Source organism: Flagellimonas crocea, assembly GCF_033441595.1.
GTDB classification, from domain to species: domain Bacteria; phylum Bacteroidota; class Bacteroidia; order Flavobacteriales; family Flavobacteriaceae; genus Flagellimonas; species Flagellimonas crocea.
Genome location: NZ_JAUZVX010000004.1, coordinates 241,359 through 256,628 on the forward strand (window position 1 = coordinate 241,359; position 15,270 = coordinate 256,628).

Here is a 15,270-nt window from a genome sequence, read left to right on the forward strand (position 1 = left end):
GGACAAAAAAATTATTCAAAAACCCGCAAAATCGAGCCGTTGAGCTCGGTATTGTACACCTTTAGCGCTTTTGCAGGAGCATTGTCCACCTTGTTCAACGGGGTTCCATCTTGATCAAACCGGGACCCGTGCACATCACAATAAAAAATGCCTCCGTTCTGATCTACAAATCGAACTTGGTCATACGACTGATGGCTGCAAACCTGACTGGCGGCAACGTATTCTCCTTGCAGGTTTTTGGCTACGACCACCAAATTTTTTAAAATGTAACCTCCATTGGGCACTAGTGCCTGGGCTTCTTGGGAAGTTAGGTCAACCGTAAAATCGACCCCCGTAGGTTCTTCAACAATATCTCCGTCCACCTCATCTTTGGAACAGCCTTGCAGGCAAGGAAATGTAAGAGCAAATGCTGCACCAGCTCCCAAAGTCCTTAAAAACTCTTTTCTTTCCATAGCGTAAGGTTTATAATTTATAACGCTATTTACCTACAAATAGTATGCTAGTATTCAAACTTGCCGTACTGGCTCTGGATGGTCATTTTTTTGGTTCCTGATGACTCTACTCGACCAATGATCTGTGCTTCTACATCAAAACCATTGGAAACGGCAATGATTTCTTCCGCAATCTTCTCATTCACATACAGTTCCATTCGGTGGCCACAGTTAAAGACCTGGTACATTTCCTTCCAATCCGTTCCAGATTGCTCTTGGATCAGTTGGAACAAAGGTGGGACTGGAAACAGATTGTCCTTGAGAATGTGAAGATTTTCGACAAAGTGAAGAATCTTGGTCTGTGCCCCTCCACTGCAATGTACCATACCGTGTATGTCCTTCGAGGTATATTTTTCCAATATTTTTTTGATGATGGGTGCGTAGGTCCTTGTTGGTGACAGCACCAGTTTCCCGGCATCCAGTGGTGAGCCGGGCACTTTATCCGTTAATTTTGTATTACCTGAATACACCAATTCGTCTGGTACGGATGCATCAAAGCTTTCCGGGTATTTGTTGGCCAGATATTTGGAAAACACATCATGGCGGGCCGAGGTAAGACCATTACTGCCCATTCCGCCGTTATATTCGGTTTCGTAGCTCGCCTTTCCGAAGGAGGCCAACCCAACAATTACATCTCCAGCCTTGATATTGGCGTTATCAATGACTTTTTTTCGTTCCATTCTGGCCGTTACGGTGGAATCAACTATTATAGTACGCACCAAATCGCCAACATCTGCAGTTTCACCTCCCGTGGAACGGATGGTGATGCCATGTTTGTCCAAATCGGAAATCAATTCCTCGGTCCCATTGATGATGGCCGAAATTACTTCACCTGGAATCAAGTTTTTGTTCCGCCCAATAGTGGAGGACAGCATAATATTATCGGTGGCGCCCACGCAAATCAAGTCATCCACGTTCATAATAAGTGCATCTTGGGCAATACCTTTCCATACCGAGATATCCCCGGTTTCCTTCCAGTACATATAGGCCAAAGAAGATTTGGTCCCGGCACCATCGGCGTGCATTACCAAACAATGCTCTTTGCTACCGGTCAAATAGTCGGGTACAATTTTGCAGAACGCTTTTGGGAAGAGCCCTTTATCAATGTTCTTGATGGCATTGTGCACATCTTCTTTGGAAGCCGAAACACCTCGTTGAGCGTATCTTTTACTGGTATCGGATGACATAAGAATGGTTTGGGCAAAAATAACGGAAAGCCATCAATTTATTGATATGCTTTCCGTCTTTTCCTTTAGGACATGTTCTATTTGGAGAACAACATTTCGCGATATTTGGTAAACGGCCAAAATTCGTCCGCAATGAGTTTCTCCAATTTATCGGAGTGTTCCCGGATCTTATCAAAATAGGGTCGGACATTATTGCAATAGGCCTGAGCTTTTTTATCCACAACGGACATTCCATTGGCGCGTTTGCGTGCATCTGCCATTTCATCGGTAAGCATTTTAATGGCTACGATATGCTCCCCAATTTGCTCCAAAATGTTCAATTGGCCCTCCGCCACTTTTTTATGGGCGGCCCCATACACTTCCTTTAACCCACTGATATTCTCCAGCAACAGGTTCTGATACTTGACCGCGGCGGGAATAATATGGTTGTACACCATTTCCCCCAAAACACGGCCTTCTATCTGGATATGGAAGATATACGCTCCCAGTTCCACTTCCTTGTGGGCCTTGAGCTCCGTTTCGTTCATCACATCCATTTGTTTGAAAAGTTCGTAGCTTTCCTTTGATGTAATGACCTGGAGTGCTTCCGGGGTGTTTTTATTGAAGCTCAGTTTTCGTCTTCTTGCTTCTTCTTGCCATTCTATACCATATCCATCCCCTTCAAACCGAATGCGCTTGGAGGTTTTGATGTATTCCCGAAGCACATTGAAGACAGCTTCGTCCTTCTTCAGATTCTTCTTATCGATCAAGGTATCCACCTCTTTTTTGAAGTCGGTCAACTGCTTGGCCACAATCGTATTGAGCATGGTCATGGGTTTGGCACAGTTCATCTTGGCCCCTACCCCTCGCATCTCAAACTTGTTCCCGGTGAAGGCAAATGGCGATGTTCGGTTCCTATCGGTATTGTCCAATAATATTTCTGGAATTTTACCAACTACATTGAGCTTGAGCTCTGTTTTCTCCTGAGGGGATAATTTTCCCTTGGAAACGCCTTCCAGTTCGTCCAGCACATCGCTCAATTGTTGACCTATAAATATGGAGATGATCGGTGGCGGTGCCTCATTGGCTCCCAACCGGTGATCGTTGCTCGCAGAGGCAATGGAAGCTCTCAACAGCTCTTCGTATGTGTCCACGGCCTTAATGGTGTTCACAAAAAATGTCAGGAACTGAAGGTTTTTCATCGGGGTGGTACCGGGACTCAATAGGTTTACACCGGTATCCGTTGCCAAGGACCAATTATTATGCTTTCCGGAACCATTGATGCCGGCAAAAGGCTTTTCGTGGAACAGAACGGAGAAATTATATTTATCTGCAATCTCTTCCATTACGTCCATAAGCAATAAGTTATGATCTACGGACAGATTGGCTTCCTCAAAAACGGGTGCCAACTCAAACTGGTTGGGCGCTACTTCATTATGACGGGTCTTAACGGGAATCCCCAATTTGGTACACTCTTTTTCAAGTTCGCTCATAAACCCTAAAACCCGTGGTGGTATGACCCCAAAATAGTGGTCGTCCAACTGTTGTCCCTTGGCCGAAAAACTTCCCACCAAGGTCCTGCCCGTCACCGAAAGGTCCAAACGGGAATTAACAAGGGATTTATCTATTAAAAAGTACTCCTGCTCCCAACCAAGGGTGGCATGCACTTTTCTCACATTTTTATCAAAATACTGTGCTACTCCGGTTGCTGCTTGGTCCACGGCCTGCAAGGCGCGTAGCAAAGGTGCCTTATTGTCCAGGGCTTCCCCTGTGTAGGCCACAAATATGGTAGGTATACAGAGTGTGGTTTTATAAATAAAGGCCGGGGATGTAGGGTCCCATGCGGTATATCCGCGTGCCTCAAAGGTGTTTCGGATACCGCCACTGGGAAAACTTGATGCATCGGGTTCCTGTTGCACCAATTGCCCGCCACCAAACTTCTCCATGGCCCTGCCATTGGGAAGAAGGTCAAAAAAAGCGTCGTGCTTTTCCGCCGTTGCACCCGTGAGTGGCTGAAACCAGTGCGTGTAATGCGTTGCTCCCATGGAAAGTGCCCATGCCTTCATGCCTTCTGCGACTTGGTCCGCAATTTTACGATCGATCTTGGCCCCTTGAAAAATGGCTGATTTTACCTTGTCATACGCTTCGGAAGTGAGAAACTGAAGCATCTTTTCCTCATTGAAAACATTCTTTCCGAACAGTTCAGACCTTTTACCGGTTTCCAGAATAGTGGCATGTTCCCTATTGCGGCTTTCGACCAAGGCTTGGAATCTTGTTTTTGGCATTTTCAGAAATATTTAATTTTCAAATCTACGATTAACAATTTAATAATAAATAGTGCAAAAATTACTTTTTTTTCATTCAACCCTTCCTAAAACAGGGGTAATATAAATAATAAAGACAAGTTTGTGATTTTACCCCCATAAAACATTGATAATTAAATGAAAAAACTATTTTTGTTAATCATAAAATTGAGAACGATTAACTACCAGAATTATGAGCAAATCTAAATTAGAGTATCTATGGTTGGATGGCTACGAGCCTACAGCCAACATTAGAAGCAAAACTAGAATAGAAGAAGATTTTAGTGGCAAATTGGAAGACTGCCCCATGTGGTCTTTTGACGGTTCATCTACAAAACAAGCCGAGGGCGGTTCCTCTGACTGCCTATTGAAGCCTGTTGCCATTTATCCCGATCCCGCAAGAAGAAATGGGTATTTGGTAATGACGGAAGTTTTGAACCCTGATGGAACTCCACACGAAAGTAACTCCAGAGCCACCATTGACGATGCGGATGATGACTTCTGGTTTGGATTTGAGCAGGAATATTTCATTATGGATACCGCTACCCAGCTACCTTTAGGTTTCCCTGTTGGTGGTTACCCAGGGCCACAAGGGCTTTACTACTGCTCCGTTGGCGGAAGAAACACTTGGGGAAGAGATCTTGTTGAGGAGCATGCCGACCTTTGTTTGGACGCAGGACTCCAGTTTGAGGGTATCAACCAAGAAGTTGCTGCCGGTCAGTGGGAATTCCAATTGTTCGCAAAGGGCGCACAAAAGGCCGGTGATGAAATCTGGGTAGCCCGTTATTTGCTACAAAGATTGACCGAGAGCTATGGTTACTACATCGAGTACCACCCAAAACCTATCAAAGGTGACTGGAATGGTTCTGGAATGCACGCCAACTTCTCCAACAGTACTTTGCGTACCGCTGGTTCCAAGGAGGTTTATGAGAAAATCTGCGAAGCTTTCCGTCCGGTTACAGCAGAACACATCGCCGTTTACGGTGAGTACAATGACCAACGTTTGACCGGTAAGCACGAAACTGCTTCCATCAAAGATTTTAGCTATGGTGTTTCCGATAGAGGGGCTTCCATCAGGATTCCAATTTTGACAGTTGAAAGAGGCTGGAAAGGTTGGTTGGAAGATAGAAGACCTGCTTCCAATGCGGATCCATACAAGGTTGCTGCTAGAATCATTAAAACGGTGAAATCCGCGAAAGTATAAATGCGTATATAAATTAGTTGTTGATTATAGATGAAAACCGTCCCGAGAAATTGGGGCGGTTTTTATTTTACCGTAATATATACGAACGCGGCATAACACACCAAAAGTACCAGTCCATCTCTCCAGCCCAGTCGCAATCCTTTAGGAATGAACACCAGGGGCAAGATAAGGAAGGAAATCCCGAGCATCCAGAAAATATCGTTGGACAACAGACCATTGTCCATGACCGTAATCGGGGTTATTATGGATGTAATGCCCAAAACCGCCAACAGGTTAAAAATGTTTGAACCTATCAAGTTTCCAAGGGAAATGGCCTTTTCCTTTTTAAGCACAGCAATCACGGAAGCGGCCAATTCCGGAATGCTTGTACCTACAGAAACTACCGTAACCCCAATGATCCTATCACTTACCCCAAAATTGGACGCGAGGCCCACTGCTCCATCGATAAGCAATTCCGAACCACCCCAAAGCGCCGTACCCCCTATACCTAGGAAAAGTACAATTTTATAAAGGGGCAGAGGCATATCGTCTTCTGGCATTTCGTCCACTACCGCCGTTTTTTGGAATCGCAACAGGAACACCAAAAAAACAAACAGAAAGGAAACTAAAATTATGCCTTCGTATTGTTCAAGCTTTCCATCAAAAAAGATAAATCCACAAAACATCAGGGATGCTACCATCATAACGGGCCAGTCGGTAGAATAAAAACTTTTCCTAACATCTATACTGCCCATGATTACGGTAATGGCCAAAACGAGTCCCAAATTGGCAATATTGGAACCTACCACATTGCCCAATGCTAAATCGGGAAAGCCATCCAACGCTGCTTTTACGCTTACAATAAGTTCCGGTGCCGAAGTTGCAAAGGAAACCACCGTCATGCCTATTACAATTTTGGGGATGTTCAACCGAAGGGACAGGGCCACTGCAGATTTTAAAAGCCAATTTCCTCCGGCGATCAACAATACCAAACCCAATACAATAAATAATAGATTCCCCAAAAAGTAAATTTTTATACAAAGATAACGGATGATCTATACTTGAGTGCGACTTGTTTCAAAAATAAAAACTATAAAAATAGTTAATAAACTATAAAAATAGTTGCTTAACTAAAATATTAGTATTACGTTTGAACTAGATAATTACGACATCATGCAAAAATTGACCAACAAAGAAGAGGAAATCATGAAAATCCTTTGGGACCTCAAAAAAGCTTTTGTAAAGGAAATCCTAGAGGAAATCGAGGGTGAAAAACCGCACTACAACACCTTGTCCACCATTGTAAGGAACCTTCAAGAAAAAGGGTTTGTAGATCATGAGGCCTTTGGCAACACACATAGGTACTTCCCCATCGTGAGCAAGGAAGAATACCGAAAGAAATATGTGAATGCCGCCATTGCGGACTATTATAACGATTCCTTTAAAAGTTTGGTCTCCCACTTTGCACAGGAGGAGAAAATCTCCATTTCGGAACTCAAAGAAATCATTGACCTCATAGAAAAGAAGAAATAATGGAACCTATACTCAGCTACTTTTTGCAATCTGCCCTTATATCCGGAGGATTTTTGGGGGTATACCATATCTTCTTAAAACGGGATACGCTTTTTAAGGAGAACCGTTTGTTCCTACTATCGGGATTGGTACTCGCCTTTACATTCCCTTTGATCAAGATACAGAAAACCGTGGTCGTATCCCGACCTTCACTGGTGCAAACGGGGGAACAATTGACGCAAATGTCCACGCTGGCCACCGATAACGGTTGGTATACCTTGGAAAATATTCTTATTGCCTTGTACATTTTGGTCTCCGCTTTTCTACTGACGAGGTTCATCATCAAATTGATATCGTTAAAAAAACTGGCCGAAAACGCCCATAAAAGAAGGGAAACACCTTTTATGCATGTGGAAACAGAAAAGAAAATTTCACCTTTCTCGTTTTTCAATTACCTTTTTTACAATCCAAACCTTTTTGAACCCAAAGAACTTCACTCGGTCCTGGAGCACGAAAAAGTACATGCACGGCAGTTCCACACTCTGGACATATTGCTTTTGGAACTATTGAAAATCCTTTTCTGGTTCAATCCGATTTTATGGATGTACAAAAGTGCCGTAAAACAAAACCTGGAATATTTGGCGGACCATTTTGCCATTGCAAACGCAGAGGACAAAAAATCCTACCAATACCTGATGCTAAAACAGGCGGTGGATACCCAAGAATACATTTTAGCAAATTCATTTTATAATTCATTAATCAAAAAACGAATAGTCATGTTAAATCAAAATCAATCAAAAAAAATCAATGTGCTCAAAACTTTAATGGTCGCACCATTATTAGGGTTGCTGTTGGTCAGCTTCAATATTGAGGAAAAGTTCCTCTATAAGGACCTGGACAGCATAGATAGTGTTATCGGCAACGAAACGGCCCCAAAAGATAAAACGGTGGAGTTGACCATTGACAAAAACACCACTGATGCAGAGTTGGACAAAATCAAAAAAGATCTGGCCAAAGACGGTATCGATTTTAGCTACACGACCGTTAGAAACGATAACAAGGAAATTATTGATATTTCCCTACAAATGAGCGGTAAAAACTCCAAGGGGAAAACGTTTAGCGGCAATTATAGTAGTAATTCCGATGACGCTATCGATCCCATAACGGTATTGTTTGATGATGAGAGCAACGCAGTTTCTTTTTGGAATGCAAGAAAGAAAAACGTAAAAATCCATAAAATTAAAGGAACAGGCACTATCAGTACCGATGACAGCACCCAAATCGTAATTAGGAAAGCAAGCGATAAAAATATAGTAATCGTGGATGGAAAGCAATTGAGCGACCAAGAGGTCGAAAAATTAGACATTGAGGAAGGTTCCTCCATATATGTGACCACAGACGATGACAAAGAGGACAAGAAACATGTGAGCATCCGAAAAATAGAAAAAAAGGGAAAAGGGAACCATGTTATGGTCATCAGGGATTCTGATGACGATGAGGATATCGAAGTAATCAGCAAGGAGAATGACTCGAGCTATTTTTTTATCGACAATGATGGTAAAGATGAACCTTTATATTATATCGATGGTAAAAAAGCGAAATCGACGGACATACGTGAGATGTCCCCAAGCAACATTGAAAGTATGAAAGTGTTAAAAGGGGATATGGCCATTGAGAAGTACGGAAAAAAAGCCAAGAATGGGGTTATTGAGATAACTACCAAGAAAAGTAAATGATCTTCAAATAATCATTTTTTGAAAATTCCGAGGAACCGTCTTTTTAGGCGGTTCTTTTTTGTTCCCCAAAACGAAAAGGCCGAAATCATGCGTTTTTTAAACGAATCCTCCCTAGGTTTTTAAAAAAGCCCTCAAAACACCCCTACAATTCTAACATTTTTTAATACTAAATATATTTTAACCTTACATTTTATAACTTTTAGTAAGAAAACTTCTTTCAGTTGTAGGGCCATCTCGTTTTTAAGAATACAATCTCGTATGCAATTACATTATTTATTGCCTAATCACTTGGAATCATGATATCTATCATTATATATTCGAAGAAACAACAATAAAATAACTGTTTTTTCAAACCTAAAATCAATCAAAAAATGATAGCAATTGTAAAGTTTTTCATCACACTTCTTGTGCAACTCTTAACGCTTATATTTATCTAAAACCGTTAAGGGTTGCCACATTGCTATTGAACCTGATTGCTTGTGAACAGCTTTCCCTATATTTGTAAGAAGCAATCTAGCAATATGTTTTACAAGATATTGGCAAAAATCAACAAGGCAATACTTCCCTCCTACACCAAAAAAGGTTTGGACCTGGCCAAGGCTTCCAAGTTACAGTTGGCCATAATTGGATGGCGCTATTACGTTACCAAGAATGCACTGGACTAATATTGCAACAAGGCGGCCTTGGGATAGTTTTTAATTTTGTCGGCGCCTTTCAAAAAAGTAAGTTCAATCAAAAAGTTACACTGCACCACTTCCCCACCAAGTCTTTCGACTAGTTTACAGACTGCTTCTGCTGTTCCTCCTGTTGCCAAAACATCATCGTGGACCAAAACCTTGTCACCAACATCTATGGCATCCGCATGGATCTGCAAAGTGTCCGTTCCGTATTCGAGATCATACGATTCGGAGACCGTTTTGTAGGGAAGTTTTCCCGATTTTCTTACCGGAACAAAGCCGGCGCCCATTTTTTCCGCCATCAATGGGGCAAAAATGAATCCCCTGCTGTCCACCCCAACCACTTTATCGATCTTAAGATTTGCGGTGAGCCCCAATAGGGCCGCTCCGGCTTTTTGAAAGGCTTGCGGGTCTTTTAGCAAGGGTGTAATATCCTTAAAAACAACACCTGGCTTAGGGAAGTTCTCAATATCACGAATGTAAGTTGCAAAATCCATTATTTTTGTATGCTAGGGTTTTGTGATAAAGTTAAAAAGAAATATATTTGCAGCCCTTAAAACAAGGCCGCGTGGCGCAACTGAATAGCGCATCTGATTACGGCTCAGAAGGTTGCAGGTTTGAATCCTGCCGCGGTCACTAAAGGGGATTTTCTGCAAATCGAGTGGAAGTCCCCTTTTCCTTTGCCCTTCAAATCCCCTGTAAACAAAGAGATTGCGCCAAAAATCTCATTGACCCGAAAAGTTCGAACTTGCTTGTTTTTGAAGTCGTACCCAATCCCGTCGGGGAATACCATATATTGTATGGCCCTTTTGGTTTCCAAATCCCCTAACTTCCACAATGCAGGAAGGTTACAGGCGTAATCAAGTGCCATTTTTACGGACTTTTTGAGGTTCGAACTATTTATCCCGCTATTCTCCATTTTCATCTCCAGTTCCCTTTGTTCGGCTTTCAGTTCCGGCATGAAAAGGTCGTACTGGGACTTTGTGATCTCGTTCAGTACAACGAATCTTCTCTCCAATGTGTCCATCCGTTCTTTGAGTTGGCCGAGTTCTTTGCCCAACCGCTTTTGGTCTTCAAGTGCCTCTTGGTTTTTATCGATCAAGGTATCGTGTATGATATCGGTCAAAGGCTCGATATACTTTTTGTCGGCCAGTGCAAACCTGCCCAATACGTTCAGGAACTCTTTATGGAGCTTATTGGCACTTCTGTTCTCCTTGCTGCCCTTACGTCTGTTCTTGTAATAGTAAAGGCCCTTTTTCTTGACTATATATCCAGTGTAGGGTGTTCCACAGACCGAAGATCTGACAAACATCTTCAACGGCAGGTTTTCGTCATCGAACGAATATTTCTTCGGTGGTTCACCTGCATGGAGCAGATTGTGGATCTTGAGAAACATTTCTTTTGATATCAGGGCTTCGTGTTTCCCCTGAATTACTTCACCGGGAATAAGGCTGTTCACGATAAGTCCACAATAGAACGGGTTCCTGAAAAGGTCCGTCAATCTTTTTGCATGTATGTCCAGGCCCTTGTCTTTAAGTCGTTCTGCAATCTCGACATGTGACATATTGGAATTGGCCTTCCACAAAAAAGCCTGTTTGAGCAATCTTCCTTCCTCCGAGATCACAAAATTCGGGATCTTCCCTTTCCCGGGATTCGTATTGGTATATCCAAATGGATAGGCACCCGTCCAATGGCCCCTTCGTAACTTTTCCCGCATTCCCGTAATGGATTTGTCCCTACGAACTTGATTGTCAAAGTGGGAAAACATATGGTACAAGTTTTCCTGGAACGTACCCGCACTTGTGGTCACATCGATTTCTTGGGTGGCCGATATAACGGCCACCCCCTGCTTTTTTAACTGTTCGCTGATGTAGGCACCGTTCGCACCCGTTCTGGAAAACCTATCATAGGAATAGACGATGATATAGCCGATGTTCTTTCTCCTTTTGACATAGCTGAGCATTCTTTGGAACTCCCTACGCTCATCACTCTTTGCGGATTCATAGGTTCCCCCGAAATATTCCAATACTTCCAATTCCTTTCGAATTGCATATTCTTGGCAATATTTGAGTTGGGTCGTCAGGCTGGCATTGTTGTCAAATTGCTCCTTACTGGAAACACGGGTGTAGATGACCGCCGTGTTGTTCTTTCCTATGATCCTTCCCTTTTCCTTTTTCGCAAATTGACTGAATACCTCTAAGTTCATGTGTTCCCTTTTTGGACATGGCGGCAAACTATGTCGGCGAGTTCCCGGAGTTGTTCCACAATCTTTTCCGCATCTTCCTCCGTATAATCTTCAAAACCTTTATAAGTCTTGAGCCATGTACTGTTGAATGTTCTGTTTTTCCGCTTTAGCTCGATTATTGGGTTTGACATTTCCTATAAATAGCAATAGCTCCTGAATCTTGAAGGTCACTACCGTATTTGTAAAGCAGGCTTTAATTTACCTTTTTTAATCGATCTGATCCCTTGTATGATCATTGTTTTATTCCATACTTTTGAGTTGTCGGTCAACAACTTTTGGTTTTTGCGACAGGGTCGATCTTTTTTCTAAAGATCCTGTTCACACAGACGATCTTACCATTGCTTTGTTTGATCTCCAGATTTTGAAAATCATGTTGTTTCAACATATCGATGATACGCTCCCCTGTGTCCAATCGTTCCAGACCTTCAATGGCATCGACCTCCCCGTTCTTGATGATCACTTTGATGGACAGGAACCTTTTGCTGCGTACCATCTCCAATACCTGGATCTCGGAAGGGGACAATCCTGAATGTTCCTGCTTGTTGTTATCTTTCATAAGTACATGTTCTACAGGCCCAGCCCTTTCCTTTTCTTCTTTCTTTTGGACTTTTTCCTCGCACCATGGTCATTGAGTTCCAGTTTAAAGGGAGTCCAATCCGTTTCATTTGCCAAAGGCCCGGTCATTCCATTTCCCTCAATTTCTCCCACATGACCTTTTGATTGTTGAGTAGGATCTTCAGTGCCTTTTGCAACTCCCTCACTTCTTGGCTCAGGTTTGATTGTCGTTCCAAGGTTTCCCTTGCCAGCTCTATCAGTTCCCCGTTCTTTTCCATTAGTCGATAGTATAACTGTACGGTCTCTGTCTTGCCCATGATCGATTTGTTTTACGATACTGTTCCATGAATATTTTTTGCCGAGCGTACTGCCTTTGTACACTATGCCCTGATGGTTGAACGATATGCCCGAGACCCTGCCCGTGGTCTTGCTTACATTGAATTTGGGCGAGATATTTTGCTCTTGTAGCAACTTGATAAATTCCGTCGTGTCCGTTGCCCTTGAAATTGCCGAACCGACCCTGTCCTGAAGTATCAGTTTGATGGGCAGATTACCCGTTCTCAGGGTTTTCTCGATCTCTTTCCGGGTAAGTGGTTTTTTGAGACTGTTCTTTCCCGAAATTTGGGTCAGCCCATATTTCTTTTCCAGATCATTGATCACCTCTCGACTCCTTCTTTTGATGTTGCTGTCACTTACCAATCTGCTCGAATACCTGACCCTGTTGGCCACTATATGGATATGTTCGTGCTTTGTGTCCGTATGACGGTACATAATGAACTGGTTGTTATCGAAACCCATTTTCATCAAATAGTCACATCCCAATGCCGCAAACTCCTTATCGTTCAATCGATCTGAGTATGGCAGGTTCAAGGAAACATGGAAGACGGCCTTGCCAAGTCCCGGACGCAATTGCCTGATCAAATTGAATTCCTGTGTCATGTTTACCGCTGTGGAATGCCCGATATTGGAATCGATCACATATCCTACACCTTCGCTCACCTTTTTTTCATTATAGGCCAGAATTCCGTAAAAATCCTTTCCTATGGTTATCTTACCTATCATCGTTCGAGATATTTGATTTGAGCTGTTGCAACAACATTTTTACCTCCTCCAATTGTTTATGAATACTGAACGGGTCACGGATACCTGAGTTCGAGACCCTGACAAGTTGGTTTAGGTTGTTTCCCACCCTGCTCAGTTCGATAAACAGTTTCCGGTCCAACGGATCCACCCTTTTCTTTGGCAGGGATTTTCCCGTACATTTTCTTCGGATATACTCGGCAACGGACAGCCCAATGGTCTCTGCATTATTGGTAATGATCACGTATTCATTTTGTGAAACCCTAAAGGCGATGACAATCGTCCTTTGTTTTGATATGTCCTTTTTAGGTCTTGCCATTTTTTATGGTTTTGGTATTGTTCAAAAGGTCACTTGTAAACGAAGTGCGCAGTTTTTGTTTACAAAAACACAACTTGCTCCGTGACCTCTGATCAACAATATGGCAAACCTATAATGTATGGAGTGTTTGTCAGGGTTTTGCCGTACATGGGTTATATGTACGGTAAATTTATCCAGTGTTGGAAATAAGGAATTGGACGAAATCACAGAGGTGGGTTTCTATGGAAAGGGAGAAAAAATGGCCGATGGTCACCCACCCGCCTTGTCCTTGAAACATTTGGTCCATTGTACCGTACATTCACTTTAAGCCTACCAAAGGAGAGATACCTTGGACATTGGCCATAATCGAAAGCGCAGACCCTGATTTGGATTATGCACGTTGACCGAACCAATTCGGAAGGGCTTAAAAAGTTTTGCTCTCCAATCAATTGAACCAGTCTCTTAGGTCCAAAATTTTATGCCTCTCCAAAATTTGTTTTGCAATATCGATTTTAATGACGTTACGAACCAAAGCCTTAATGGAGGAAAGTGCCGTTCCCTTAGCATACCATTGTACGTGATCATTCATTTGACTGTACATATGTATGATCGTATAATTATATGTGTCCGTCTTTTCTTAAAATAGGTTAATATGATAGAAGTATAATTTAATCATGAAAAGTGTAAACTCCCATTCGGAAGATTTTAAATAAAAGGTTGACTCCCACTTTCTGGGATATGATTTCAGCATGGCAGCAACGGCAAAACTGTATGGTATCAAAACACTTTCTTCCGTGCAGGAATGGGTCCAAGAGGTTCTTTCCAGAACAGATGGTGCCGAACGATGACTACATAAATCTTCAATATTGGGTGATTGAAATTATATGGCATTTCAAAAAGCATAGCGGAATCCTTACAAATATCATACTTTTTCTTCTTTCTCCCTTTCCACAAAAAGCGCACCCTGCTGGGTGCGCTTTTCATAAGAAGAATGTAGTTCTGCCTGCAGGGCACCAACAATTTTATTGGAGTTTAAGGAGTTTTGAAACTGTAAGGGATAAACCAAATTGGGGAGAAGTAAAACCTGGGGTATTCCGAGGAGTGTCAGCCTATTTTTGTCATTATTCCTCAGCTGCGTAAGTGGTTGACCTCATATTTCTTGACATACAGATGTCAGGGACCAATGGAATAGATTTTGCCAGGACCATTCCGAAGGAAACGTTTGTTATATTTACTACGGCATTTTCTGAATTTGCCACCGATAGCTATGAAGTAGACGCCATCGATTATCTGATAGAACCGGTAAAACTGGAGCGGTTCCAAAAGGGAGTGGACAAGGCACGGACCTATGCCAAACTGCTACAGGCAGACTTCACCGGGAACAATATCGGAAGTGTTGCCGAAAATTATTTTTTTGTCAAGGCCGATTGTAGAATATTCAAGATATATTTTGACGATATCCTTTTTATCGAAGGCCTAAAGGATTACGTGGTGGTACACACCGAAAACCAAAAGCTGATCACCGCCATGAATATCAAGACCATCCATGACCAACTGCCAAAGAATAGTTTCGTCAGCGTGAGCAAATCCTACGTTGTCAATGCTAAACATATTGAATCTGTGGACAACATTACGGTATATCTTGGCGAAAATGAAATCCCAATTGGAAATATTTTCAGGGATTTCTTTTTCAGTGAGTTTGTCACCAAAAAGATTTTGAGCAGGTAGGTTTTGATTTGGTATTCTTTGTTCTTTTTATATCCTTAACCCAGAAAAATAATTATTGGGTAGCGTATCAGTTTTGTCCAAACTAATTGTGGCCCATGTTCTATTATATGGCTACATTAATTTTGATAAAGACTAACGGGATCTTGAATACGACAATAATAATTGGTTCTCTACAGGTCAACAAAAGGGATTCGTTCACTTTTTGATTTAAAGTCAAGGCGATTTCATTTTATTGAAAGCAACAAACAGAGGTAGTTATCAATCGTTTCTCTCTTTCCCCTTACTACAAAAGCCCA

The 15,270-nt window shown here is 42.3% G+C and carries 16 protein-coding genes and 1 tRNA gene; 7 read left to right on the plus strand and 10 right to left on the minus strand.

Features of this window, described 5'->3' with window-relative positions; all coding sequences use genetic code 11:
• Positions 1-11 precede the first annotated feature (11 nt).
• From SD449_RS14510 to SD449_RS14520, 3 genes are all read right to left on the minus strand, one after another.
• Positions 12-452 carry a QcrA and Rieske domain-containing protein gene (locus SD449_RS14510; protein ID WP_318311567.1) on the minus strand — a complete coding sequence of 147 codons (441 nt, stop codon included), beginning with the start codon at positions 450-452 and terminating at the stop codon, positions 12-14.
• Positions 453-499: 47 nt separating this feature from the next.
• A complete protein-coding gene (locus SD449_RS14515; protein WP_318311569.1) occupies positions 500-1,678 on the minus strand; it encodes an AIR synthase related protein in 1,179 nt (392 codons plus the stop codon).
• A 77-nt stretch (positions 1,679-1,755) separates the two neighbouring features.
• The gene (locus SD449_RS14520) at positions 1,756-3,942 is read right to left on the minus strand and encodes a glutamine synthetase III family protein (protein WP_318311571.1); all 2,187 of its coding nucleotides are present in this window, start codon (positions 3,940-3,942) and stop codon (positions 1,756-1,758) included.
• Positions 3,943-4,153: 211 nt separating this feature from the next.
• Between SD449_RS14520 and SD449_RS14525 the strand changes: the two genes are divergently transcribed.
• Positions 4,154-5,164 carry a glutamine synthetase beta-grasp domain-containing protein gene (locus SD449_RS14525; RefSeq protein ID WP_318311572.1) on the plus strand — a complete coding sequence of 337 codons (1,011 nt, stop codon included), beginning with the start codon at positions 4,154-4,156 and terminating at the stop codon, positions 5,162-5,164.
• A gap of 62 nt (positions 5,165-5,226) precedes the next feature.
• Here the strand turns inward: SD449_RS14525 and SD449_RS14530 are convergent, their stop codons facing one another.
• Complete coding sequence (locus SD449_RS14530; protein WP_318311574.1) at positions 5,227-6,165, minus strand: calcium/sodium antiporter; 939 nt, start codon at positions 6,163-6,165, stop codon at positions 5,227-5,229.
• A gap of 151 nt (positions 6,166-6,316) precedes the next feature.
• Between SD449_RS14530 and SD449_RS14535 the strand changes: the two genes are divergently transcribed.
• The 3 genes from SD449_RS14535 (at position 6,317) to SD449_RS14545 (ending at position 9,056) form a co-directional block, all read left to right on the plus strand.
• Entirely contained in the window at positions 6,317-6,676 is a 360-nt protein-coding gene (locus tag SD449_RS14535) for a BlaI/MecI/CopY family transcriptional regulator (protein WP_318311576.1), read from the plus strand.
• Complete coding sequence (locus SD449_RS14540; protein WP_318311578.1) at positions 6,676-8,391, plus strand: M56 family metallopeptidase; 1,716 nt, start codon at positions 6,676-6,678, stop codon at positions 8,389-8,391. Before SD449_RS14535 ends, SD449_RS14540 begins: the two co-directional genes overlap by 1 nt.
• Positions 8,392-8,912: 521 nt before the next feature.
• A complete protein-coding gene (locus tag SD449_RS14545) occupies positions 8,913-9,056 on the plus strand; it encodes an SsrA-binding protein (protein WP_207032577.1) in 144 nt (47 codons plus the stop codon).
• Here the strand turns inward: SD449_RS14545 and SD449_RS14550 are convergent.
• On the minus strand, positions 9,053-9,565 hold the full coding sequence (locus tag SD449_RS14550; RefSeq protein WP_318311580.1) for an adenine phosphoribosyltransferase: 513 nt from the start codon (positions 9,563-9,565) through the stop codon (positions 9,053-9,055). The two genes, SD449_RS14545 and SD449_RS14550, sit on opposite strands and share 4 nt — an antisense overlap.
• Positions 9,566-9,630: 65 nt before the next feature.
• Between SD449_RS14550 and SD449_RS14555 the strand changes: the two genes are divergently transcribed.
• Positions 9,631-9,704 (plus strand) — tRNA-Arg (locus tag SD449_RS14555).
• Here SD449_RS14555 and SD449_RS14560 read toward each other — a convergent pair.
• From SD449_RS14560 to SD449_RS14580, 5 genes are all read right to left on the minus strand, one after another.
• A complete protein-coding gene (locus SD449_RS14560) occupies positions 9,670-11,274 on the minus strand; it encodes a recombinase family protein (protein ID WP_318311581.1) in 1,605 nt (534 codons plus the stop codon). The two genes, SD449_RS14555 and SD449_RS14560, sit on opposite strands and share 35 nt — an antisense overlap.
• On the minus strand, positions 11,271-11,444 hold the full coding sequence (locus tag SD449_RS14565) for a hypothetical protein (protein WP_318311582.1): 174 nt from the start codon (positions 11,442-11,444) through the stop codon (positions 11,271-11,273). Before SD449_RS14565 ends, SD449_RS14560 begins: the two co-directional genes overlap by 4 nt.
• Positions 11,445-11,578: 134 nt before the next feature.
• Positions 11,579-11,869: a hypothetical protein gene (locus SD449_RS14570; protein ID WP_036379391.1), complete on the minus strand. Its 291-nt coding sequence runs from the start codon at positions 11,867-11,869 to the stop codon at positions 11,579-11,581.
• Between the two features lie 11 nt (positions 11,870-11,880).
• On the minus strand, positions 11,881-12,930 hold the full coding sequence (locus tag SD449_RS14575; RefSeq protein ID WP_318311583.1) for a relaxase/mobilization nuclease domain-containing protein: 1,050 nt from the start codon (positions 12,928-12,930) through the stop codon (positions 11,881-11,883).
• Complete coding sequence (locus SD449_RS14580; RefSeq protein ID WP_318311584.1) at positions 12,920-13,267, minus strand: plasmid mobilization protein; 348 nt, start codon at positions 13,265-13,267, stop codon at positions 12,920-12,922. Before SD449_RS14580 ends, SD449_RS14575 begins: the two co-directional genes overlap by 11 nt.
• Before the next feature lie 118 nt (positions 13,268-13,385).
• Between SD449_RS14580 and SD449_RS14585 the strand changes: the two genes are divergently transcribed.
• Both SD449_RS14585 and SD449_RS14590 read left to right on the plus strand, forming a co-directional pair.
• Entirely contained in the window at positions 13,386-13,574 is a 189-nt protein-coding gene (locus tag SD449_RS14585; RefSeq protein ID WP_318311585.1) for a hypothetical protein, read from the plus strand.
• A gap of 812 nt (positions 13,575-14,386) precedes the next feature.
• Positions 14,387-14,974, plus strand: coding sequence for a LytR/AlgR family response regulator transcription factor (locus SD449_RS14590; protein ID WP_318311587.1), 588 nt, complete (start codon positions 14,387-14,389; stop codon positions 14,972-14,974).
• Positions 14,975-15,270: the final 296 nt, after the last annotated feature.